This is a genomic window from Streptomyces roseochromogenus subsp. oscitans DS 12.976, from assembly GCF_000497445.1.
In the GTDB taxonomy this organism is placed as follows: Bacteria; Actinomycetota; Actinomycetes; order Streptomycetales; family Streptomycetaceae; genus Streptomyces; species Streptomyces oscitans.
This window is the reverse complement of the sequence record NZ_CM002285.1, coordinates 4,391,670-4,414,610: the sequence shown is the minus strand read 5'-3', so window position 1 is coordinate 4,414,610 and position 22,941 is coordinate 4,391,670. Positions and strand designations below refer to the sequence as shown.

The following is a 22,941-nucleotide window of genomic DNA, read 5'->3' as shown; positions in this document are numbered from 1 at the left end:
GTACGGACATGATCCTCGCGGAGTCCTTGTTGCTCACTGTACATCATCGCAGACCCCTGGTGCCCGGACCCTGGGGTCTGAGTCTGTTTCAGGGGTGGGATCCGGCTGCGGGCAGGGTGAGTTGGGGCGTACCGTGGAGGCCTGGCGGAGGGGTCGGGTGGGGCCGGAGTGCCGCCTGGAGAGTCCTCTCTTTAATCCCGTAATGTGGCTTTTATCGTCAGGGCGCGGGTAGGCCCGACGAGGCTCTTGGGGAAGGGACTTAAGGGACTTGATGGAACGCACCGTCGTCCGCTGTGCGGACGGGCACGTCTTCAGCACCGCTTCGTTCCCGATGCAGCAGGCCGGTCGGCTCGGCCCCGGTCGGCTCATGAGGTGTCCCCGGTGTGCCCGGCTCCGCAGTGTGGTGCCGGTCGCCCTGGAGAAGCGCTAGCGGGCGGGAGCCGTAGCGGACAGAGACGGGCAGCAGACGGCGACAGGCAGCAGCGGTCACACCGGTCACACCGGTAACAGACGCAAGCAGGCTTGCGCGGGCAAGCGGCCGTAACACCGGCAGGCAGCCGGTTACACAGGAGCGCGGGGTCGTCACGATTGTCACGGCTCCGCGCGCCTTGCGTATCCTCGCTACGTGCTTCTCTCAGACAAGGACATCCGGGCCGAGATCGACGCCGGGCGGGTACGGATCGATCCCTATGACGAAACCATGGTGCAGCCGTCGAGCATCGACGTACGGCTGGACCGGTATTTCCGGGTGTTCGAGAACCACCGGTACCCGCACATCGACCCCTCGGTCGAGCAGCCCGATCTGACCCGGCTGGTCGAGCCGGACGGCGACGAGCCGTTCATTCTGCACCCCGGGGAGTTCGTGCTGGCCTCGACGTACGAGGTCATCACGCTGCCCGACGATCTTGCCTCGCGGCTGGAGGGGAAGTCCTCGCTGGGGCGGCTGGGGCTGGTCACCCACTCCACCGCCGGGTTCATCGACCCCGGCTTCAGCGGGCATGTCACCCTTGAGCTGTCCAATCTCGCCACGCTCCCGATCAAGCTCTGGCCGGGGATGAAGATCGGCCAGCTGTGCATGTTCCGGCTGTCCTCGCCCGCCGAGTTCCCCTACGGCAGTGAGCGCTACGGCTCCCGCTACCAGGGGCAGCGCGGGCCGACCGCCTCGCGGTCCTTCGTCAATTTCCATCGGACCCAGGTATGAGGGCGACAGCGGCATGAGTGACACGCAGGGCGTGCGGGAGAACCTGACCTACGAGGCGTTCGGCGCCGCCATCCGCGAGCTGGCGCAGACCATCGCCGACGACGGGTACGAACCCGACATCGTGCTCAGCATCGCCCGGGGTGGCGTGTTCGTCGCGGGTGGGCTCGCGTACGCCCTCGACTGCAAGAACATCCACCTGGTGAACGTGGAGTTCTACACCGGGGTGGGGACCACCCTGGAAATGCCGGTCATGCTCGCGCCCGTCCCCAACGTGATCGACTTCTCCGACAAGAAGGTGCTGATCACCGACGACGTCGCCGACACCGGCAAGACGCTGAAGCTCGTGCGCGACTTCTGTCTCGACACTGTCGCCGAGGTGCGCTCCGCGGTGATCTATGAGAAGTCCCACTCCCTCGTGAAGTGCGAGTACGTCTGGAAGCGGACCGACGACTGGATCAACTTCCCGTGGAGCGTCGAGCCGCCCGTCGTGAAGCGGGCCGGGCAGGTGCTGGACGCCTGAGCCGCGGCGAGTGGTTCCACCGGGCATGTGAGAGGGCCCCCGGCTGCAGCGCCGGGGGCCCTCTCGTATGCCCGGAAAGGCTCGTATGCCCGGAAGAGCTAGAACGTACCCAGCTTCACTATCGACAGCAGCGCGATGAGCTGGATCGCGGACGCGCCCAGCGCCTTCGGCCAGGGCAGGTCGTGGGAGCGGGAGACCATGAGGGTCAGCAGGGCGCCCGCGCCGATCCAGGTGGCCCAGCCGAGCAGCTGGACGAAGGTGGCGTTGCCCCCGGCGAACATGGCCACCAGCAGGCGGGGTGCGTCGGTGAGCGCCGTGATCAGCATGGACAGGCCGACCGTCGGCTGCCAGGCGCCGTCGCCGCCGAGCTGACGGGCCAGGGTGTGCGTGACCACGCCCAGGATGAACAGGCCGAGCACCATCACGGCCGTCGTGATCAGCACGATCGGCACCGCGTTGGAGAGTGTGGCGCCGATCGCGTCCTTGCGGGCGCCGTCGAAGCCGAAGACGGCCAGCAGGCCGTAGAGGAAGGTGGTGATGAGCGCAGGGGCCCACATCGTGTAGTCCCGCATACGCAGGAAGGTCTGGTTCGGGGAGAAGATGATCCCCTTCAGCAGTTCCTTCCAGTGCAGCGGTGGGCCCAGCGGGGCCGCGGGCGCGGCGGTCGAACCGGCCTGGTAGGTCGAGCCCTGGGTGTAGCCGGCGGCCTCGTCGATCGAGAACGCCTGGGTGTGGCCCGGGTTGTTGGCCGCGTACGGGTCCTGCCCCGGGGCGCCGGCCGGGTGGCCGCCGTCGTCGCCGAAGTACTCAGGTCCGTCCTCGGCCGGGCCCGGATAGCCGTACGACTGCCCGGACCGGCCGTACGGCTGTCCCTGCTGGGGATACGGCTGCCCTTGCTGGGGGTACGACGGCTGCTGCCCCCGGTGCGGGTACGACTGCTGCGGGTACGGCCGCTGCGGCGCCTGCGGGTAGCCGTGCGAGGGCCCCGCGGGCTGCCCGTACGACGGTCCCGCGGGCTGCCCCCGCTGCGGTCCGCGTCGGCCGTACGACGGTCCCTGCGGCGCCTGCTGTCCTTGGGGGGTGCGGTTGTCCCGGCCCCCACGTCCGATCCTGAATCCAGCCACGTCATCGAACGTACCTGGTCCCGGAGAGTGACGTGCGGGGCCCGGGCGTCCGGGCCCGGCTTTGCGGCCGACCTGTGACATCCCCTAAGGGACCGTCAGGGGAACCTCCGGGGATTGCCGGGGACGGCTGGGGATTGCTGGGGATTACCGGGATTGCCGGGGGGTTTCCCTTTCCCCGCACCATCACCGGGCTCCCCGCACCACCACCAGGTCACTGACGCGCTCCTGATCACCCTTGCGGCAGGATGGGGTCATGAGCGTAGTCAAGATCAATGTACTGACCGTCCCGGCCGAGCAGCGGGAGACGCTGGAGAAGCGGTTCGCGCACCGGGCCCACGCCGTGGAGAGCTCCGACGGCTTCGAGTGGTTCGAACTTCTCCGCCCCGTCGACGGCACCGACAACTACCTCGTCTACACGCGCTGGCGCGACGAGGAGTCCTTCCAGGCCTGGCTTGAGGGCCCCATGAAGGCGGCACACCAGGGCGGTGGCGAGGAGGGCGGCGAGAAGCCGAAGCCCGCCGCCACGGGTTCGACCCTGTGGTCCTTCGAGGTCGTCCAGCAGGCCGAGCCCAAGAACGCGTAGGCAACCTGCTCGGGGGCGTTCGCATCTCCCTGTCCGGGAGGCAGGAGCGGAGGCGCCCGGCCCCCGCAGGAGTGACCTCACCAGGGGGATGTTCGCATGACACGGCGGACTGCGGCGGTCTCGGCGATCAGTCTGGTGGTGGCTCTGGCTGTCGCGGGCTGTGGTGGCGGCAGCGACCACGTCGCCGCACAGCCGACAACCGGGCCGTCACGGACGACGGCGCCACCGACGACCACCGAACCGTCACAGACGCCGGCATCTCCGTCGGCGCCGGCAGGCGCCTCACGAGCGGCCGCCTGCCGGACCGAGCAGCTGCGCTGGAAGCTGACCCGTCTCGCCGGCACGTCGGACAAAGCACCGGCGGCCATGCTGAGCGCTACCAACCCCGGCACCACTCCCTGCGCCCTCGACGGCAACCCGGATCTCAACGTCTACGTGGGCAAGGGGCCGTCGGTCTCGTCGGAGCCGAAGACCACCACGCCGATCCGGCTGGTGCTGAACCACGGCCACGAGGTCGAATTCCCGCTCTTCTACGAGACCTCCGCCTCTCCCCGCGGGAGCTGCTTCATTCCGGCCGACGACGACCCCCGTATCGATGTGCGGGTACCGCACCCCGCGAGCGGCGACTACGGCACCTTCGTGGAGATGAGCGACGTGCATGGCCGACACGTGCGTGCGCAGGTGTGCGGCATCACCATCCATCTGGGCTCACCTCGGTCGCGGTAGGGCGCCGGAGCGGCTCATGGAGGTGGGGTGTGCACCCCTTTACAAGATGTACACCTCGCGACGAACCGTGCGATCATGAGGGCAACGGCCGCTGACCACGGTCGAGTCGATGCCGCCTCTCGGCGGTACGGGGGAACGCATCGGGGGGTGCGCTGTGATGTGGACCAGCTCGTTCGAGGTGGCCGCGCCTGCCCAGGGTGGGCAATCGCCCCCCAGGGACACCCAGTTGCCGTTGGGGACTTGACCGTCTTCGGTCCCACTCCAGCCCCGCTTCAGGCCCCAGAACGAGTCTCGCACGACTGACAACTCTGTGCGGTATGACGCAGTTGCGCCTCGCACTGCGCGACGGCCTTCATTCTCGCGCATGCCCGCAAGCCGGCCCGACCTGGCCGCTCGGCATGCCTGATCCGGAGTCAATGCACTTGCTCACCAGACGAATACGTTTCACCGCTGCCGCCACACTGTGCAGCGCACTGCTGCTGGGCCATGCGGCAACAGCACAGGCCGCCACACCGGCCCCGACCCCGACGCCCACCGGGTCCGCGGCAGCCAAGCCGGCACCCATCGGCAAGACCGCCCCCACGCCGCAGCTTTCGACGTCCAGCACGCCGTCGCTGTCCGCCAAGGGCAAGAGCAAGGCCAAGGACACCGGCAACGGCAACAGCACCAGCACCGGTACCGGTACCGGTACCGGCAAGGGAACCGCCAACGCCGACTGGACAGTTCAGGACGCCATGCGGTTCTGGACGCCCGAGCGCATGGCCTCCGCCACCGACCCCTCGGGCCGGGTCGGCCAGCCGAAGGGCTGGACGGCACCGCGCAAGAAGCGGTCGGGTGCGGCCGCCGTCGACGGTGACCACTTCAAGGGCATCAAGTCCGTCGGCACCCTCTTCCACACGGACAAGGGCATGAAGGCCCACTCCTGCACGGCGAGCGTGGTGCAGAGCGGAGGGCACAACCTCATCCTCACCGCGGGTCACTGTCTCGGTGACAACGCCGCGTTCGTCCCCATGTACGACTCCGCCAAGACGGCGAGCGAGCAGCAGTTCGGCGTGTGGCCGGTCAAGGAGTGGTTCCGCGACTCGCAGTACGCCGCGGACAGAAGCGCCAACTCCGATCTGGACTTCGCCTTCGCGAGCCTGAAGGAGAACGGCGGCCGGAACGTCCAGGACGTCGTGGGCGCCAACACCCTCGCCCGTACACCGGGGTTCGTCAACCAGGTGACCGTCGTCGGCTACCCGATGGTGGGGCACAATCCGCAGGACCGCGCGTTCCGCTGCGCGAATGTGTGGACGACTCCGCTGCCGGCCTACAACCAGATGCAGATCGACTGCGGCGGCATGTGGGGCGGGGTCTCCGGCGGACCGTGGTTCTCCAGGTTCGACCCCTCGGGTGACACCGGCGAGATCATCGGCAATGTGGGCGGCTTCTTGCGAGGCGGCCCCGATGTGAAGCCCGACAACCCCCTGTACAACCGGATCACCTACAGCCCGATGCACGGCGACCGGTTCTTCCAGGACTACGACGACGCCCAGCAGGGCCTGCACACCGACCACGGCTCGTACCACCAGCCGTCCCTGCCGTACTCCATGGGCAGCGGCTCCACCTGGGAGCACGCCAAGCTGATGGCCGCCGGCGACTTCAACGGTGCCGGCCACAGCGACCTGATCGTGGTCTGGACCGACGGCGAGGTCACCCTCTACACCAGCGACGGCAACGGCCACTTCATCACCGAGCGCCAGTTGGTGGCCGCCAACTCCACCTGGACCCACGCCGAGACCATCACCGCGGGCGACTTCACCGGATCGAACCAGTTCGATCTCATGGTGCGCTGGTCCGACGGCGAGGTCACGCTCTACGGCGACGTCGGCACCAAGGGCCTCAACTGGGCCGGCACCCGGATGATCGGCCAGAACTCGACGTGGCAGCACGCCGCGCAGATCGCCGCGGGCCGTTTCAACTCCTCGAATTACGTCACGGACCTGATGGTGCGCTGGTCCGACGGTGAGCTGACGCTGTACACCAATGTGAGCGCGGGCAGCTTCGGACAGGAGCACAGGCTCAAGGACCACAACGACACCTGGACCCACGCCAACCTGCTGACCAGTGGTGAGTTCTCCGGCAACCAGAAGTGGGACCTGATGGTGCAGTGGTCGGACGGTGAACTCGACAACTACGTCGGCACCACGGCCTCCGCCCTCGGCACCGAGTCACGTATCCAGGACCACAACGAGCTGTGGATCCACAACACGGTGATGGCCACCGGTAACTTCACGGCCAACCACCGCACCGACGACCTGGTCGTCCGCGGGTCCGACGGTGAGACGACGATGTACGTCGACACCGGGGAGGACCACCTCGGCACGGAACAGAACCTGGTTCCCCGCGCCTGACCCCTCTACTGACCCCTCTACTGACCCCTCTACCGGCAACGACGGCGCCCCCTGCCTGTGCGAAGCAGGGGGCGCCGTACGTCGTAGAGCCGCTGTTACTTCACCGGCTCGGGCTCCGGGGCGGTCTCCGGCTCGGCCTCGCCCGCCGGGTCGACCGGGGTCTTCACCGAGTCGAGGAGCAGCTGAGCCACGTCCACGACCTGGACGGACTCCTTCGCCTTGCCCTCGTTCTTCTTGCCGTTCACGGAGTCCGTGAGCATGACCAGGCAGAACGGGCAGGCGGTGGAGACGATGTCCGGGTTCAGGCTCAACGCCTCATCGACACGCTCGTTGTTGATGCGCTTGCCGATCCGCTCCTCCATCCACATCCGGGCGCCGCCGGCGCCGCAGCAGAAGCCGCGCTCCTTGTGGCGGTGCATCTCCTCGTTCCTGAGGCCCGGGACCTTGGCGATGATCTCGCGCGGGGGCGTGTAGATCTTGTTGTGGCGGCCCAGGTAGCAGGGGTCGTGGTAGGTGATGATGCCCTCGACCGGGGTGACGGGGATGAGCTTGCCCTCGTCGACCAGGTGCTGGAGCAGCTGGGTGTGGTGGATGACCTCGTAGTCGCCGCCGAGTTGCGGGTACTCGTTGCCCAGGGTGTTCAGGCAGTGGGGGCAGGTCGCGACGATCTTCTTCGCCGACTTCGGCTTCTTGGTCGACTCGTCGTCGTCATCCTCGCCGAAAGCCATGTTCAGGGCCGCGACGTTCTCCATGCCGAGCTCCTGGAACAGGGGCTCGTTGCCGAGGCGGCGGGCGGAGTCGCCGGTGCACTTCTCGTCGCCGCCCATGATCGCGAACTTGACGCCCGCGATGTGGAGGAGTTCCGCGAAGGCCTTCGTCGTCTTCTTGGCCCGGTCTTCCAGCGCGCCCGCGCAGCCGACCCAGTACAGGTAGTCGACCTCGGAGAGGTCCTCGATGTCCTTGCCGACGACCGGGATCTCGAAGTCGACCTCCTTGGTCCACTCCAGGCGCTGCTTCTTCGCCAGGCCCCAGGGGTTGCCCTTCTTCTCCAGGTTCTTGAGCATCGTGCCCGCCTCGGACGGGAACGCGGACTCGATCATGACCTGGTAGCGGCGCATGTCGACGATGTGGTCGATGTGCTCGATGTCGACGGGGCACTGCTCGACGCAGGCGCCGCAGGTGGTGCAGGACCACAGGACGTCCGGGTCGATGACGCCGTTCTCCTCGGCGGTGCCGATCAGCGGGCGCTCGGCCTCGGCGAGAGCGGCGGCGGGGACGCCGGCCAGCTGCTCCTCGGAGGCCTTCTCCTCGCCCTCCATGGTCTTGCCGCCGCCGGCCAGCAGATACGGCGCCTTGGCGTGGGCGTTGTCCCGCAGGGACATGATCAGGAGCTTCGGGGAGAGCGGCTTGCCGGTGTTCCAGGCGGGGCACTGCGACTGGCAGCGGCCGCACTCGGTGCAGGTGGAGAAGTCCAGCAGGCCCTTCCAGGAGAACTGCTCGACCTGGGAGACACCGAAGACGTCGTCCTCGCCGGGGTCGGTGAAGTCGATCGGCTTGCCGCCGGAGGTCATCGGCAGCAGCGCGCCGAGGGAGGTCTCACCGGTGGCGTTGCGCTTGAACCAGATGTTCGGGAAGGCGAGGAAGCGGTGCCAGGCCACACCCATGTCGGTCTTCAGGGCGACCGTGATCATCCAGATGAAGGAGGTCGCGATCTTCAGCCCGGCGAAGCCGTAGGTGAGGTTCTGGAGCGTGGAGACGCTCATGCCCTTCAGCCACGCGACGACCGGGTACGAGATGAAGAACGAGGCCTCGTAGCCGTCCACGTGGTGCTGGGCGCCCTCCAGGGCGTGCAGCATGAAGATGCAGATGCCCACGATGAGGATGACGGCCTCGACGAAGTACGCCTGGCCGAAGTTGGAGCCGGCGAAGCGGGACTTGCGGCCCGGCTTGTTCGGCTTGCTCAGCTGCCGGATGACGATGAGGGTCAGGATGCCGAGCGTCGTCATCGTGCCGAGGAACTCGACGAAGACGTTGTACGGTGCCCAGTCACCGATGACCGGCAGGATCCAGTCCGCCTGGAACAGCTGCCCGATCGCGTTGACGATCGTCAGCAGCAGGGAGAAGAAGCCCACCGCCACGAACCAGTGCGCCACCCCGACGATGCCCCAGCGGTTCATCCGGGTATGGCCGAGGAACTCCCTGACCACGGTGACGGTGCGCTGTGCGGGGTCGTCGGTCCGCGTCCCGGCCGGTACCGGCTGACCGAGCCGCATGAAGTTGAAGATCTGCAGGAGGGCGCGGCCGAACAGTGCCACGCCGACCACGATCAGGACCAGCGACACAATGATCGCGGCGAGTTGCATTGGGGCTCCTGGGGCGGCCTCGAATTAACCGAGCGACATTACTAAGCGGTAACTTATTCAGTCCGTCTGAGACTACCCCCATCTTCCGTCGGGATGCAGCCGAGCGCGGGGTGATGCGCATCATCCCACGGGTCATCGGATCGTGTTATTCGTACCGAATTGCTACATTCGCCCCTACCTTAGGGCTGTGCTCTACGGGATCGCCGCCGCCACCGCAGCCCTCCTTCTCGCCGCCCTCCTCGCGGCGCTGCTCAGGGTGCCCGCGCTGCGGGCGGGCATCGTCGACCGGCGTCTGCACCGGCGGCTGCCGCTGCTCGGCGGGCTCGCCGTGGTGGTCGTCACCTGTCTCGTCGCCGGGGTCGGGCAGTGGACCGGGGTCGCCCCGCTCGGGGAGGGCGTCTGCGAACTGGTCGTCGCCGCCGCTTCGGTCGCCGCGCTGGGCCTGGTCGCCGATGTCTGGCGGCTCCGCCCGCGCGTGCTCGTCGCCGCTACGGCCGTGGCGGCGCTCTGTGTGGTGCCGTACGAGGAGACGGGGGTGCTGGGCGGGATGCTGGGCGTGGCATGGATCGTCGCGGCCTCGCTGGCCTTCAAGGGGCTCGACCACGCGGACGGGCTGGCCGGTACCGTCGGGGTCGTCACCGCCTTCGGGGTGGGGGCCTGTGCCGCCGCCGAGATCATGGACGGGCTCGCCGTCCTGCTGAGCGTGTTCGCCGCCGCCCTCACGGGCTTCCTGATGCACAACTGGCATCCCGCGCGGATCGGGCTCGGCAACTGCGGCTCGCTGTTCACCGGGTTCCTGCTGTCGTCCTCCCTGGTCTTCACGCGCGCGGGGTACGACCTCGGGTCGAGCGCGGCGGTGATGTGCTGCCTCGGCGCGGTGGCCCTCGCCGACGCCCTTCTCGTGGTCCTGGCCCGGGTGCTGGCCCGGCGTCCGCTGCTGCGGCGCGGCCCCGACCATCTCGCGCACCGGCTGCGGCGGCTCGGGCTCACTCCGCCGGGCTCGGTCGTGCTGCTGGGTGCCAGCTCCTTCTCGGCGGTGCTCGTGGGGGTGCTCGTGCACACCGGGTGGACGGGAGAGGGGGCCGTGCTCTGGGTGGCCGGAGGGGCGCTGCTGGTGGTGGTCGTACTCCTTGGGATTCCTGTCCAGTCGTCCCAGAGGACGGTATCGACGCAGGTCAGCAGCCAGTTGCGTGTAAGGAACGGATAAGACTTGAGCCGGACCGACTCAGGTCTGTTGACCCGGCGGGGAGAGTCATGCATGCTTGAGTCCGTTCCACTCAAGTCAGCTGGAGGAATCAACCATGGCACGTGCGGTCGGCATCGACCTGGGCACGACTAACTCCGTCGTCAGCGTTCTGGAGGGCGGCGAGCCCACCGTCATCACCAACGCCGAGGGTGCCAGGACCACGCCGTCCGTCGTCGCCTTCGCCAAGAACGGCGAGGTGCTCGTCGGCGAGGTCGCCAAGCGCCAGGCGGTCACGAACGTGGACCGGACCATCCGCTCGGTGAAGCGCCACATGGGCACCGACTGGAAGATCCAGCTCGACGGCAAGGACTTCAACCCGCAGCAGATCTCCGCGTTCATCCTGCAGAAGCTGAAGCGGGACGCCGAGGCCTACCTGGGCGAGAAGGTCACGGACGCGGTCATCACCGTCCCGGCCTACTTCAACGACTCCGAGCGCCAGGCTACGAAGGAGGCCGGTGAGATCGCCGGTCTGAACGTCCTGCGTATCGTCAACGAGCCGACCGCCGCCGCGCTGGCCTACGGCCTCGACAAGGACGACCAGACGATCCTCGTCTTCGACCTCGGTGGCGGCACCTTCGACGTGTCCCTGCTGGAGATCGGCGACGGCGTCGTCGAGGTGAAGGCCACCAACGGTGACAACCACCTCGGTGGTGACGACTGGGACCAGCGCGTCGTCGACTACCTGGTCAAGCAGTTCGCGTCCGGCCACGGCGTGGACCTCGGCAAGGACAAGATGGCCCTGCAGCGCCTCCGCGAGGCCGCCGAGAAGGCCAAGATCGAGCTGTCCTCGTCCACCGAGACCACGATCAACCTGCCGTACATCACGGCGTCCGCCGAGGGCCCGCTGCACCTGGACGAGAAGCTCACCCGGGCCCAGTTCCAGCAGCTGACGGCCGACCTGCTGGAGCGCTGCAAGACGCCGTTCCACAACGTCATCAAGGACGCCGGCATCTCCATCAACGAGATCGACCACGTCGTCCTCGTCGGTGGCTCCACCCGTATGCCCGCCGTCGCCGAGCTCGTCAAGGAGCTGACCGGCGGCAAGGAGGCCAACAAGGGTGTGAACCCGGACGAGGTCGTCGCCATCGGCGCCTCGCTCCAGGCCGGTGTCCTCAAGGGCGAGGTCAAGGACGTCCTGCTGCTCGACGTCACCCCGCTGTCCCTCGGTATCGAGACCAAGGGCGGCATCATGACCAAGCTGATCGAGCGCAACACCACGATCCCGACCAAGCGCTCCGAGATCTTCACCACGGCCGAGGACAACCAGCCGTCCGTGCAGATCCAGGTCTACCAGGGCGAGCGCGAGATCGCGGCGTACAACAAGAAGCTCGGCATGTTCGAGCTGACCGGTCTGCCGCCGGCGCCGCGTGGCGTCCCGCAGATCGAGGTCTCCTTCGACATCGACGCCAACGGCATCATGCACGTCACGGCGAAGGACCTCGGCACCGGCAAGGAGCAGAAGATGACCGTCACCGGCGGCTCCTCGCTCCCGAAGGACGAGGTCGACCGGATGCGCCAGGAGGCCGAGCAGTACGCGGAGGAGGACCACCGCCGCCGCGAGGCCGCCGAGACCCGCAACCAGGGCGAGCAGCTCGTCTACCAGACGGAGAAGTTCCTCAAGGACAACGAGGACAAGGTCCCCGGCGAGATCAAGACCGAGGTCGAGGCCTCCGTCGAGGAGCTGAAGGCCGCGCTCAAGGGCGAGGACACCGCCGAGATCCGCACGGCCACCGAGAAGGTAGCCGCCGTCTCGCAGAAGCTGGGCCAGGCCATGTACGCCGACGCCCAGGCCGCGCAGGCGGGCGGCCCGGAGGGTGCCACCGCGGGCGGCGCCAAGGCCGCTGACGACGACGTCGTCGACGCCGAGATCGTCGACGACGAGCGCAAGGACGGTGCCGCGTGACGGAGGAGACCCCGGGCTTCGAGGAGAAGCCCGACGTCCCCTCCGGCGCGACCCCCGACGACGCCGAGTCGAAGGCCGCCCCCGAGGAGGGGGCGGCCCCGGCCGGGGACGGAAACGAAAGCGTGGGTCTGGTGGCCCAGCTGGACCAGGTGCGCACGGCGCTGAACGAGCGCACGCTGGACCTCCAGCGCCTCCAGGCCGAGTACCAGAACTACCGCCGCCGCGTCGAGCGCGACCGGATCGCGGTCAAGGAGATCGCCATCGCGAACCTCCTGACCGAACTGCTGCCGGTGCTCGACGACATCGGCCGCGCACGGGAACACGGCGAACTGGTCGGCGGCTTCAAGTCGGTGGCCGAGTCGCTGGAGACCGTCGCGGCGAAGATGGGTCTGCAGCAGTTCGGCAAGGAGGGCGAGCCCTTCGACCCGACCATCCACGAGGCCCTGATGCACAGCTACGCGCCGGACGTCACCGAGACGACCTGCGTGGCCATCCTGCAGCCCGGGTATCGCATCGGCGAGCGCACCATCCGCCCCGCGCGGGTGGCCGTCGCCGAGCCGCAGCCCGGCGCGCAGACCGTCAAGGCCGAGGGCGCCGAGGAGACCACCGAGGCGAAGCAGGCCGGTGCCGCCGACAACGAGGAGAACGGTGGCCCGGACGAGGGCTGACCACGACACTGAGGGGAACCGCGGAAAGGGGGCACGTCGAGGATGAGCACCAAGGACTTCATCGAGAAGGACTACTACAAGGTCCTCGGCGTCCCCAAGGACGCCACCGAGGCCGAGATCAAGAAGGCGTACCGGAAGCTCGCCCGCGAGTTCCACCCGGACGCCAACAAGGGCAACGCCAAGGCCGAGGAGCGCTTCAAGGAGATCTCCGAGGCGAACGACATACTCGGCGACCCCAAGAAGCGCAAGGAGTACGACGACGCGCGCGCCCTGTTCGGCAACGGCGGCTTCCGCCCCGGGCCGGGCGGCGGCGGCTCCTTCAACTTCGACCTGGGCGACCTCTTCGGAGGCACCGGAAGCACCCAGGGCGGAGGCTTCGGCGGCGGAATCGGTGATGTCTTCGGGGGACTGTTCAACCGCGGCGGCGCCACCGGCACGCGGACCCAGCCGAGGCGCGGCCAGGACATCGAGTCCGAGGTCACGCTGAGCTTCACGGAGGCCATCGAGGGCGCCACGGTGCCGCTCAGGATGTCCTCCCAGGCGCCCTGCAAGGCATGCTCGGGCACCGGTGACAAGAACGGCACGCCGCGCGTGTGCCCTACCTGCGTCGGCACCGGCCAGGTGGCGCGGGGCTCGGGCGGCGGCTTCTCGCTCACCGACCCCTGCCCCGACTGCAAGGGGCGCGGCCTGATCGCCGAGCACCCCTGCCCGGAGTGCAAGGGCAGCGGCCGCGCGAAGTCCTCGCGCACGATGCAGGTCCGCATCCCGGCGGGCGTCACCGACGGGCAGCGGATCCGGCTGCGCGGCAAGGGCGCGCCCGGCGAGCGGGGCGGCCCGGCGGGCGACCTGTATGTGGTCGTGCACGTCGGCGAGCACCCGGTGTTCGGGCGCAAGGGCGACAACCTCACGGTGACCGTCCCGGTGACCTTCGCCGAGGCCGCCCTCGGCGGCGAGGTGCGGGTGCCGACCCTCGGCGGCCCGTCCGTCACTCTGAAGCTGCCCCCGGGCACACCCAACGGCCGTACGATGCGCGCCCGCGGCAAGGGTGCGGTCCGCAAGGACGGCACCCGCGGCGATCTGCTGGTCACCGTAGAGGTGCGTGTTCCCAAGGACCTGTCGGGGAAGGCTCGTGACGCACTCGAGGCGTATCGCGACGCGACCGCGGGCGAGGATCCGCGGGCGGAGCTGTTCGAGGCCGCGAAGGGAGACTGAGAGATGGACGGCCGTCGACGTAATCCGTATGAACTGACCGAGGAGACCCCGGTCTACGTCATCTCGGTGGCGGCCCAGCTCTCCGGACTCCACCCGCAGACGCTGCGCCAGTACGACCGCCTGGGCCTGGTCTCCCCGGACCGCACCGCGGGCCGGGGCCGCCGCTACTCGGCCCGTGACATCGAACTGCTGCGCACCGTCCAGCAGTTGTCGCAGGACGAGGGCATCAACCTGGCCGGCATCAAGCGCATCATCGAACTGGAGAACCAGGTCGCCGCCCTGCAGTCCCGCGTCGCGGAGCTGGAGGCGGCCCTGGACGGCGCGGCGGCCGCGATGCAGCAGCGCGAGGCCGCCGTCCACGCCTCCTACCGCCGCGACCTGGTCCCGTACCAGGAGGTCCAGCAGACCAGCGCGCTGGTGGTGTGGCGGCCGAAGCGACAGCAGGACTGAACACCGGCGGAACGAACACGACGACAGGCGTGCCGCAGGGCCAGTCCTGGTGACCGATAACGTTCGGTCGGGTGTGCGAGTCCGGTGGGGGCCGGTGTGGGTCGGTGAAGGGTCCGTAAAGGGCGTTTGGCTGTGGATTCACGTGATTTTCCTAGGCCTTCACGCACTGCGCGGAGGGTGATGTTGCCATCTCGTTAAGTAGTTCGCCTTGACGCCGGGTGTGGCCTCCGCGTTGTCTTTTCAGACACCTGGGTCGTATAGCAGCCCCCGAGTCCCGAACGCACCTGAAGTGAGCCCTCGAATGCGTCGTATTGCCATATCCGTGGCCGCGTCCACGATGACCCTCTCGCTCGCCGGCTGTGGCGTGCTGAACGCGACGGGGAACGGCGCGGACGCGAGCCCGAGCAAGGGCAACGACCTCACCGTGGGCCTGCTGCTGCCGGAGAAGGCCAACACCCGTTACGACAAGTTCGACTACCCCATCATCAAGAGCAAGGTCGCCGAACTCACCGGCAAGAAGGGCAGCGTCGAGTACGCGAACGCGAACGCGGACGCCTCCCAGCAGGCCACCCAGCTGCAGAAGATGATCGACGACAAGGTCGACGTCATCCTGCTCGACGCCGTCGACTCGCACGCCATCGCCCCCGAGGTGAAGAAGGCCAAGGACGCGGGCATTCCGGTCATCGCCTACGACCGTCTCGCCGAGGGCCCGATCGACGCCTACGTCTCCTTCGACAACGAGCTGGTCGGCGAGGTGCAGGGCCGCACCCTGCTGCAGGCCCTCGGCTCGAACGCCGACAGCTCCACCAAGATCGTCATGGTGAACGGCTCGCCCACCGACCCGAACGCCAAGCAGTTCAAGGAGGGCGCGCTCTCCGAGCTGAACGGCAAGGTGACGATCGCCGCGACGTACGACACCACGGACTGGAAGCCGGAGCTGGCCGAATCCAACATGGCCAAGGCCATCGAGGAGATCGGCAAGAACAACATCGCCGGCGTCTACGCCGCCAACGACGGCATGGCCGGCGGCGTCATCAAGGCCCTGAAGGCCGTCGGCGTCACGAACCTGCCCCCGGTCACCGGCCAGGACGCGGAACTCGACGCGGTCCAGCGGATCGTCGCCGGTGAGCAGTACATGAGCGTCTACAAGGCCTACCCGGACGAGGCCGAGGCCGCCGCGCAGATGGCTGTCGCAAAGGTTCAGGGCAAGGACATCCAGTTCGACGCGCTCACCCAGGACAAGGTCGACAGCCCCACCCAGAAGAGCATCCCGGCCAAGCTGATCCAGCCGGTCGCCCTGACCAAGAGCAACATCAAGTCCACGGTCATCGCGGACGGCATCTACACCGTGGGCGACATCTGCACCGCCAAGTACAGGACGGCCTGCGCGGCGATCGGCCTGAAGTAGAACCCCCGCACCGGGTGTCCTTCAGCTTGGTGCAATGCGAGGGGTGGAGCATGGTCGATACTCGGATATAACGGCGTTTTGCGACAACCCTGTTGGGGTGAGCCGTGTTGCGGACCCGGTCGGCGCCGCGCATAGTTGCGCTGCGGAAGTGGCAGCACACCGGGGGTGAAATGCACGATGGCCGGGCGCGGGGCGGAGCAGCATCCACACGGCGCCGACCGACTGTGCGCGGCCGGGGATCGGGTGTACTCACGGGCCGTACGCCGCGGGCGCGTGCCCCGCGCTGATGCCGAGGCGGTGCCCTGCCTGCTGGAGCTGGCTCTGTTGCACCCGGACCCGGACGACATGGACTGGCTGGTGCCGACCTCCCCGCAGGAGGTCATGACCAGGCTGCTGCGCGGGGTCTACGACGAGGTCAGCGAGAGCCAGCGCCGGGTGGGCTCGGCGGTGGCCGCCTTCGAGTGGTACGCCGGTCTCGGGCGCCAGCTGGGCGCCCTGGCCGCACCGGCCGAGGGCAGCGCGATCCGGGTGCTGGACGGGCTCTCCCGGATCCAGGCCGCGATGGACGAGGCGACCGAGGCCTGCACGACCGAGGTGCTCACCGTGCAGCCCGGCGGCATCCGCCGGGAGGCCGAGCTGACCGAGGGCCTGCACCGCGCGCTGGCCCTGCGCGGCCGGGGCGTGCGCATGCGCGACCTCTACACCCACGTCGCCCGCCACGGCCAGGGCCTGCTGAACTACCTGGAACTGATGGGTGAGACGGTCGAGGCCAGGACGCTGGACGAGGTGATCGACCGGCTGATCCTGTTCGACCGCACGGTGGCCTTCATCCCCGCCAACGCCGACCGCACCATGGCCCTGGAACTGCGCCACCCGGCCCTCGTGGAGTACCTGGTGACGGTCTTCGAGCGACTGTGGCGCCTCGCGATCCCCCTGACGGCCCCGCTCCCCGACACCGGCATCGAGGGCATCTCGCACCGCGAGCAGTCCATCGCCGCGCTGCTCGCCGAGGGCCACCAGGACGCGGTGATCGCCGAGCGGCTCGGCATCAGCGTGCGCACCTGCCGTGCGCACATCGCCCGCCTGTCGGAGACCCTCGGCGCGGCCAGCCGCACCCAACTGGGTGTGCGGATCGCCCAGGTCGGCCTGGACGGCCACCGCGGCCCCGCCCTGCCCGCCGGCGCGCTCACGGCTCCTGATCAAGAGTCCCCGGGCGTGCGATGAGACAGCCCAGCTGGGCCCGGCTGTCGCTGCCGAGGACGATGAGGCGGTCGGGTACCTCGTCGAGGGCGCGCATACGGCCGCCCCGTGACAGCAGTTCCTGCTCCCTGGCCAGGGCGACGGTCAGGACCACCCTCGCCTCGCCCGTAGCCGCGCTGAAGCCGACGCAGCGCAGCTGTACCGGGCCCTCCCTCGTGCGGGCGAGTGTCGTCGCCGTGGGTGGAGGCAAAGTCACCTTTTTGTTCCGTCTTGTTCCGTCGGGCGTCAGAGGTCCTGCTCCAGCATCCCCGACTGCGCGATGAGAAAACCGAGTTGGGCCCGGCTGCCGCTGCCCAGTGCGGTGGCGAGCTTGGCGATGTGAGCCCGGCAGGTGCGCACGTTCATGCCCAGCCGCCGCGCGATGGCCTCGTCGACGTGCCCCTCGACCAGGAGCTTGGCGATGGAGTGCTGGATCTCCGTGATGCCGTCGGGGGCGGTCTCGTAGGGGGCGCCGGCGCTCAGCGGAACCGCGCGGGCCCACATGAACTCGAAGACCTTGATCAGATAGCGGACGAGCCCCGGATGCCGGAGTTCCAGGGCCATCTCCCCGTCGTCGCGCGTCGGGATGAAGGCCACGGTCTCGTCGCAGATGATCAGCCGCTCGACGAGTTCGTCGATGGTGCGGTACTCCACCTTGCCGTCGGTGAACTGGGCCACGTACGCCAGCGTCTCCGGGCTGTAGCGGGCCGGGTGCTGGTAGAGGGTCCTTATACGGCAGCCGCGTTCGATCAGCGGGCGGTCGCGCTCCAGTGCCTTGGTGAGGGTGTGTTCGAGCCGTCGGCGGCTCGGCTGCACGGTGAGCATCTCGCTCTGGCACTGAGTTGTGGCCAGATCCAGTGCCGCGTTGATCCGGTCGAGGCCTTCCAGCACGGTGATCGAGTGCGTGGTCGACGTCGGCTGGGCACTGATGCTCATGAACGGCTCGAAAGCATCGGCCAGTTCGATTGACTGCCGCCTGCGCTGGTTGATCTCGTGCTCGATCGGGTTGAGCCGCTGGGCCAGGGCGATCGAGGGAGGTACCGGACGCAGCCAGTTCGGGTCGTCGGGGTCGGGATGCAGGAGGGCGAACTCCATCAAACACGGCGCGGGTTCCACATCCGCACGGGCCAGTCGTCCCGTCCGGAGAGCGTTCCCGTAAAGGCGGCGCCCGTCCTCGCACAGGTCGGTCAGCCCGTGGGGATGTGTCCGCTTAGTCTCATTTATCGCCAAATCTCCACCCCCCAGGGTCCTGAACGTGCAGGAACATGATGCATCGATTGTGTGGCCATGACGTGCCGGAATGGGCCATCGTCGTATTCGGACGGGGGAGAGGTGACCTTCAAATGAGGACGAAGCCGACTATGCATAAGAGAATGCTTCGCTCGGCGCTTGTCGCCGCCTTCTCCGCCGCACTGGCCTTCGGGGCGCTGACCGGCCACGCGGGGACGAAGAGTGACGTCGCGCAGGACAGCAGTTGGCGCGTGGCTGCCGCCGGTTCGGGTGACAGCAGCTGGGTGATCGCGGCATCCGATGTCCCGGGTGACAGTTCGTGGGTCGCTCCGCATGACAGCAGCTGGATCGTGCGGTCATGACCACTCCACCCGACGACCGCTCCTTCCGCCGCGAAATGGCCACGGCGTACCGCTCCGGCTGGCACTTCATCGACCTGGTCACCGCCATCCCCCACAGCGGTGACTCGCTGATGGTGACCGTGTTCGGTGAGCCGGTCGTCGTGACGCGGGACGAGGACGAGGACGTGCGGGCGTACCGGTGCCTGCGCAAGCCGCGGGGCGCGCCCCAGCCGGTGCGGTGCGCCGTCCGGTACGGAATGATCTTTGTGAACCTCGACCAGCGGGACCATCGGCTTGCCGGGCCGACGGACCGGGACGTGAGGACCATCTCGGCCACCCCCCGCAGTGCCTGACGCGATTCCCCCGTCGTAAAAGATCGCTCAGGTGCTTCCCCCCGCAGCGGCGTCACCGTGACCTGAACACGGTGACGCCGCTGCAGTTTTCGGGGATATGTGCGGGTATGGGTGCGCTTCCATGGCGGCTGAAAGTTTTCGGTCATCTCAGCCATTCCCCAGCGCCCGTTCCACCGCTATCTCGATCACCACGCGCTCCGGATTCGGCCTCGGCGTCCGCTCGTAGCGCTCGGCATAGCGCCGTACCGCCTCCGCGACGTGTTCCGGTTCCGTCCGCACCCGTGCGCGCCCTTCCAGCGTCGCCCAGCGCCGGCCGTCCACCTGGCACACCGCCACCCGGGCGCCCTCGGCTCCGGCCGCGCGCACGTGTCTCACCTTCGCGCTGGCTCCGTTGGTGATCACTCTGGCCAGCCCGGCCGCCGCGTCGTACGTCACCCCCACCGGCACCACATGCGGGCTGCCGTCGGGACGGAGCGTCGTCAGGGTGCACAGGTGGCGTTCTCGCCAGAACTCCAGGTATTGCTCAGAGTGGATCGCCATGCCCCGCAACCTAGTCCCCGCACGGCTTCCCGCCTACCTTGAGCGGAATAGACTCAACTTTGTGTACGCTGGTTAAGTCAGCAGTGGAGAGTGTGGCCGAGGAGGAGAACGGACAACGTGGACGCCGAGCTGACCAACAGGAGCCGGGACGCGATCAACGCGGCGAGCAACCGGGCCGTGACCGGAGGGCACGCGGACCTTACCCCTGCTCACCTGCTGCTGGCGCTGCTTCAGGGCCAGGACAACGAGAACATCACCGACCTGCTCGCGGCCGTGGAGGCCGACCAGGCGGCCGTACGGGCGGGTGCGGAAAAGCTGCTGGCCGCGCTGCCCAGCGTGACCGGATCCACGGTTGCGCCCCCGCAGCCGGGCCGTGAGCTGCTGGCCGTGCTCGCCGACGCCGGCGAGCGCGCGAAGGACCTCGGTGACGACTACCTGTCGACCGAGCATCTGCTGATCGGCATCGCCGCGAAGGGCGGAGCCGCCGGTGAGCTGCTCAAGGGCCAGGGTGCCGACGCGAAGAAGCTGCTGGAGGCCTTCAAGAAGGCCAGGGGAGGACGCCGCGTGACCACCGCCGACCCCGAGGGCCAGTACAAGGCCCTGGAGAAGTTCGGCACCGACTTCACCGCCGCCGCCCGCGAGGGCCGACTGGATCCGGTCATCGGGCGGGACCAGGAGATCCGGCGGGTCGTGCAGGTGCTGAGCCGGAGGACCAAGAACAACCCCGTGCTCATCGGAGAGCCCGGCGTCGGCAAGACGGCCGTGGTGGAAGGGCTCGCGCAGCGGATCGTCAAGGGGGACGTGCCCGAGTCCCTCAAGGACAAGCGGCTCGTCGCGCTCGACCTCGGTGCCATGGTCGCCGGTGCCAAGTACCGCGGTGAGTTCGAGGAGCGGCTCAAGGCCGTCCTCGCCGAGATCAAGGACTCCGACGGGCAGATCATCACCTTCATCGACGAGCTGCACACCGTTGTCGGGGCCGGCGCCGGCGGCGATTCCGCGATGGACGCGGGCAACATGCTCAAGCCCATGCTGGCCCGCGGTGAGCTGCGCATGGTCGGCGCGACCACGCTGGACGAGTACCGGGAGCGGATCGAGAAGGACCCCGCGCTGGAGCGCCGCTTCCAGCAGGTGCTGGTCGCCGAGCCGACCGTCGAGGACACCGTCGCGATCCTGCGCGGCCTGAAGGGCCGGTACGAGGCCCACCACAAGGTGCAGATCGCCGACAGCGCGCTGGTGGCCGCCGCGACCCTCTCCGACCGCTACATCACCTCCCGCTTCCTGCCCGACAAGGCCATCGACCTGGTCGACGAGGCCGCCTCCCGCCTTCGCATGGAGATCGACTCGTCCCCTGTCGAGATCGACGAACTCCAGCGCGCCGTCGACCGGTTGAAGATGGAGGAGCTGGCGATCGGCAAGGAGACCGACCCCGCCTCCCTCGCCCGGCTGGAGAAGCTGCGCCGCGACCTCGCCGACAAGGAGGAGGAGTTGCGGGGCCTGACCGCCCGCTGGGAGAAGGAGAAGCAGTCCCTCAACCGGGTCGGCGAGCTGAAGGAGCGCCTGGACGACCTGCGCGGTCAGGCCGAACGTGCCCAGCGCGACGGCGACTTCGACACCGCCGCCAAGCTGCTCTACGGCGAGATCCCGCAGCTGGAGAAGGAGCTGGAGGCCGCCTCCGAGGCCGAGGAGGAGGTCGCCAAGGACACCATGGTCAAGGACGAGGTCGGCTCGGACGACATCGCCGACGTCGTCGCCGCCTGGACCGGCATCCCGGCCGGCCGCCTCCTGGAGGGCGAGACACAGAAACTGCTGCGCATGGAGGACGAGCTGGGCCGGCGGCTCATCGGCCAGACCGAGGCCGTACGGGCCGTGAGCGACGCCGTACGACGCTCCCGCGCGGGCATCGCCGACCCCGACCGCCCCACCGGCTCCTTCCTCTTCCTCGGTCCGACCGGCGTAGGCAAGACCGAACTCGCCAAGGCACTCGCGGACTTCCTCTTCGACGACGAGCGGGCCATGGTCCGCATCGACATGTCCGAGTACGGCGAGAAGCACAGCGTGGCCCGCCTGGTCGGCGCGCCTCCCGGCTACGTCGGTTACGAGGAGGGCGGCCAGCTCACGGAGGCGGTCCGCCGCCGCCCGTACTCCGTCATCCTCCTGGACGAGGTGGAGAAGGCCCACCCCGAGGTCTTCGACATCCTGCTCCAGGTGCTGGACGACGGCCGGCTGACGGACGGTCAGGGCCGCACAGTCGACTTCCGCAACACCATCCTGGTGCTCACCTCCAACCTGGGCAGCCAGTTCTTGAGTGAACACGGCCTGGCCGACCCGGTCATCAGCGAGGAGGAGAAGAAGGAGCAGGTCCTCAAGGTCGTACGAGCCTCCTTCAAGCCGGAGTTCCTCAACCGGCTCGACGACCTGGTCGTCTTCTCGGCGCTGACCCAGCCCGAGCTGGAGCGGATCGCGCAGCTGCAGATCGACCGCCTGGGCAGGCGGCTCGCCGAGCGCCGGCTCACCCTGGAGATCACCCCCGAGGCACTGGCCTGGCTCGCCGAGGAGGGGAACGACCCGGCCTACGGCGCCCGCCCGCTGCGCCGCCTCGTCCAGACCGCCATCGGCGACCGGCTCGCCAAGGAGATCCTCTCCGGCGAGGTCAAGGACGGCGACACGGTCCGCGTCGACCGCTTCGGCGAGGGACTGCTGGTGGGCCCGTCAACCGGGAAGACGCTCTAGCGAGGGGTACCCGTAAGCGGAGGTTCCCGGCGGCCGATGGGGGAACTGGCAGCCCTGGGCTGACACGGAGCCGCCGGGGCTTGCCACCCCCCTCCCCGGATGGGGGAGGATGGCGGAATCCGCATGAAGGGAAAAACACGGTGAGCATCGACCCGTCCTCGATTCCGAACTTCGGGGGCCAGCCCGAACCTGAGCCCCAGGGACCGGCCGGCCCCGTCCTCCCGGATCAGGACCTTGTGAAGCAGCTCCTCGACCAGATGGAGCTGAAGTACGTCGTCGACGAGGAGGGCGACCTCGCGGCTCCGTGGGAGCAGTTCCGCACGTACTTCATGTTCCGCGGGGAGGCCGAGCAGGCGGTCTTCTCGGTGCGGACCTTCTACGACCGCCCCCACAAGATCGACGAGAAGCCGCAGCTGCTGGAGTCCGTCGACGACTGGAACCGCCGCACCCTGTGGCCCAAGGTGTACACCCACACCCACGACGACGGCACGGTCCGCCTCATCGGCGAGGCCCAGATGCTGATCGGCACGGGCGTCGACATCAACCACTTCGTCTCCTCCACGGTCAGCTGGGTGCGGGCCGCGATCGAGTTCGACAAGTGGCTGGTCGAGCAGCTCGGCCTGGAGGAGGCCGTCAACGAGGCGGACAAGCCCGAGGGTGACGGCGAAGGCGGACCCGAGGGCGACGCCGAATAGGCCCGCACGGGTAGCC

General features: G+C 68.5%; 21 protein-coding genes. 16 read left to right on the top strand and 5 right to left on the bottom strand.

The window, feature by feature from the left end; all coding sequences use genetic code 11:
• Positions 1-625 precede the first annotated feature (625 nt).
• Both dcd and M878_RS68730 read left to right on the top strand, forming a co-directional pair.
• Positions 626-1,201: a dCTP deaminase gene (gene dcd, locus M878_RS68735; protein ID WP_023547983.1), complete on the top strand. Its 576-nt coding sequence runs from the start codon at positions 626-628 to the stop codon at positions 1,199-1,201.
• Positions 1,202-1,214: 13 nt separating this feature from the next.
• Entirely contained in the window at positions 1,215-1,721 is a 507-nt protein-coding gene (locus M878_RS68730; RefSeq protein ID WP_023547981.1) for a phosphoribosyltransferase, read from the top strand.
• Positions 1,722-1,819: 98 nt separating this feature from the next.
• On the opposite strand, the gene M878_RS68725 is transcribed toward M878_RS68730, so the two are convergent.
• Entirely contained in the window at positions 1,820-2,926 is a 1,107-nt protein-coding gene (locus M878_RS68725) for a Yip1 family protein (RefSeq protein WP_209445541.1), read from the bottom strand.
• A 172-nt stretch (positions 2,927-3,098) separates the two neighbouring features.
• On the opposite strand from M878_RS68725, the gene M878_RS68720 reads away from it, so the two are divergent.
• The 3 genes from M878_RS68720 to M878_RS68710 all read left to right on the top strand — a co-directional run bounded on the left by M878_RS68720 (position 3,099) and on the right by M878_RS68710 (position 6,547).
• Entirely contained in the window at positions 3,099-3,428 is a 330-nt protein-coding gene (locus M878_RS68720; protein WP_023547978.1) for an antibiotic biosynthesis monooxygenase family protein, read from the top strand.
• A gap of 96 nt (positions 3,429-3,524) precedes the next feature.
• The gene (locus tag M878_RS68715) at positions 3,525-4,154 is read left to right on the top strand and encodes a DUF4232 domain-containing protein (protein WP_023547977.1); all 630 of its coding nucleotides are present in this window, start codon (positions 3,525-3,527) and stop codon (positions 4,152-4,154) included.
• 416 nt (positions 4,155-4,570) lie between these two features.
• Complete coding sequence (locus tag M878_RS68710; protein WP_023547976.1) at positions 4,571-6,547, top strand: trypsin-like serine peptidase; 1,977 nt, start codon at positions 4,571-4,573, stop codon at positions 6,545-6,547.
• A gap of 95 nt (positions 6,548-6,642) precedes the next feature.
• Here the strand turns inward: M878_RS68710 and M878_RS68705 are convergent, their stop codons facing one another.
• The gene (locus tag M878_RS68705) at positions 6,643-8,910 is read right to left on the bottom strand and encodes a (Fe-S)-binding protein (RefSeq protein ID WP_023547975.1); all 2,268 of its coding nucleotides are present in this window, start codon (positions 8,908-8,910) and stop codon (positions 6,643-6,645) included.
• Positions 8,911-9,097: 187 nt separating this feature from the next.
• Between M878_RS68705 and M878_RS68700 the strand changes: the two genes are divergently transcribed.
• The 7 genes from M878_RS68700 to M878_RS68670 all read left to right on the top strand — a co-directional run bounded on the left by M878_RS68700 (position 9,098) and on the right by M878_RS68670 (position 17,021).
• Positions 9,098-10,117: an MraY family glycosyltransferase gene (locus tag M878_RS68700; protein WP_023547974.1), complete on the top strand. Its 1,020-nt coding sequence runs from the start codon at positions 9,098-9,100 to the stop codon at positions 10,115-10,117.
• A 94-nt stretch (positions 10,118-10,211) separates the two neighbouring features.
• The gene (dnaK, locus tag M878_RS68695; RefSeq protein WP_023547973.1) at positions 10,212-12,059 is read left to right on the top strand and encodes a molecular chaperone DnaK; all 1,848 of its coding nucleotides are present in this window, start codon (positions 10,212-10,214) and stop codon (positions 12,057-12,059) included.
• Positions 12,056-12,727 carry a nucleotide exchange factor GrpE gene (gene grpE, locus M878_RS68690; RefSeq protein WP_023547972.1) on the top strand — a complete coding sequence of 224 codons (672 nt, stop codon included), beginning with the start codon at positions 12,056-12,058 and terminating at the stop codon, positions 12,725-12,727. Before dnaK ends, grpE begins: the two co-directional genes overlap by 4 nt.
• Positions 12,728-12,769: 42 nt before the next feature.
• Complete coding sequence (gene dnaJ / locus M878_RS68685; protein ID WP_023547971.1) at positions 12,770-13,939, top strand: molecular chaperone DnaJ; 1,170 nt, start codon at positions 12,770-12,772, stop codon at positions 13,937-13,939.
• Between the two features lie 3 nt (positions 13,940-13,942).
• Entirely contained in the window at positions 13,943-14,389 is a 447-nt protein-coding gene (locus tag M878_RS68680; protein WP_023547970.1) for a heat shock protein transcriptional repressor HspR, read from the top strand.
• 301 nt (positions 14,390-14,690) lie between these two features.
• Entirely contained in the window at positions 14,691-15,797 is a 1,107-nt protein-coding gene (locus M878_RS68675) for a sugar ABC transporter substrate-binding protein (RefSeq protein ID WP_031225263.1), read from the top strand.
• 177 nt (positions 15,798-15,974) lie between these two features.
• Positions 15,975-17,021 carry a helix-turn-helix transcriptional regulator gene (locus M878_RS68670; RefSeq protein WP_023547968.1) on the top strand — a complete coding sequence of 349 codons (1,047 nt, stop codon included), beginning with the start codon at positions 15,975-15,977 and terminating at the stop codon, positions 17,019-17,021.
• On the opposite strand, the gene M878_RS48225 is transcribed toward M878_RS68670, so the two are convergent.
• Positions 16,984-17,253 (bottom strand): hypothetical protein, encoded by a 270-nt coding sequence (locus M878_RS48225; RefSeq protein ID WP_031225262.1) that lies wholly within the window; start codon positions 17,251-17,253, stop codon positions 16,984-16,986. The two genes, M878_RS68670 and M878_RS48225, sit on opposite strands and share 38 nt — an antisense overlap.
• Positions 17,254-17,282: 29 nt before the next feature.
• Positions 17,283-18,131, bottom strand: a complete 849-nt coding sequence (locus tag M878_RS68665; protein ID WP_023547967.1) for a helix-turn-helix domain-containing protein — start codon at positions 18,129-18,131, stop codon at positions 17,283-17,285.
• Positions 18,132-18,397: 266 nt separating this feature from the next.
• Between M878_RS68665 and M878_RS68660 the strand changes: the two genes are divergently transcribed.
• Complete coding sequence (locus M878_RS68660) at positions 18,398-18,628, top strand: hypothetical protein (RefSeq protein WP_245238136.1); 231 nt, start codon at positions 18,398-18,400, stop codon at positions 18,626-18,628.
• Positions 18,625-18,960 carry a Rieske (2Fe-2S) protein gene (locus M878_RS68655; RefSeq protein ID WP_023547965.1) on the top strand — a complete coding sequence of 112 codons (336 nt, stop codon included), beginning with the start codon at positions 18,625-18,627 and terminating at the stop codon, positions 18,958-18,960. The genes M878_RS68660 and M878_RS68655 overlap by 4 nt, the downstream gene beginning before the upstream one ends.
• A gap of 147 nt (positions 18,961-19,107) precedes the next feature.
• On the opposite strand, the gene M878_RS68650 is transcribed toward M878_RS68655, so the two are convergent.
• Positions 19,108-19,500: a pyridoxamine 5'-phosphate oxidase family protein gene (locus M878_RS68650; RefSeq protein ID WP_023547964.1), complete on the bottom strand. Its 393-nt coding sequence runs from the start codon at positions 19,498-19,500 to the stop codon at positions 19,108-19,110.
• Between the two features lie 117 nt (positions 19,501-19,617).
• On the opposite strand from M878_RS68650, the gene clpB reads away from it, so the two are divergent.
• Both clpB and M878_RS68640 read left to right on the top strand, forming a co-directional pair.
• Entirely contained in the window at positions 19,618-22,230 is a 2,613-nt protein-coding gene (gene clpB / locus M878_RS68645) for an ATP-dependent chaperone ClpB (RefSeq protein ID WP_023547963.1), read from the top strand.
• Positions 22,231-22,370: 140 nt separating this feature from the next.
• Entirely contained in the window at positions 22,371-22,925 is a 555-nt protein-coding gene (locus tag M878_RS68640; RefSeq protein ID WP_023547962.1) for a type III secretion system chaperone family protein, read from the top strand.
• Positions 22,926-22,941: the final 16 nt, after the last annotated feature.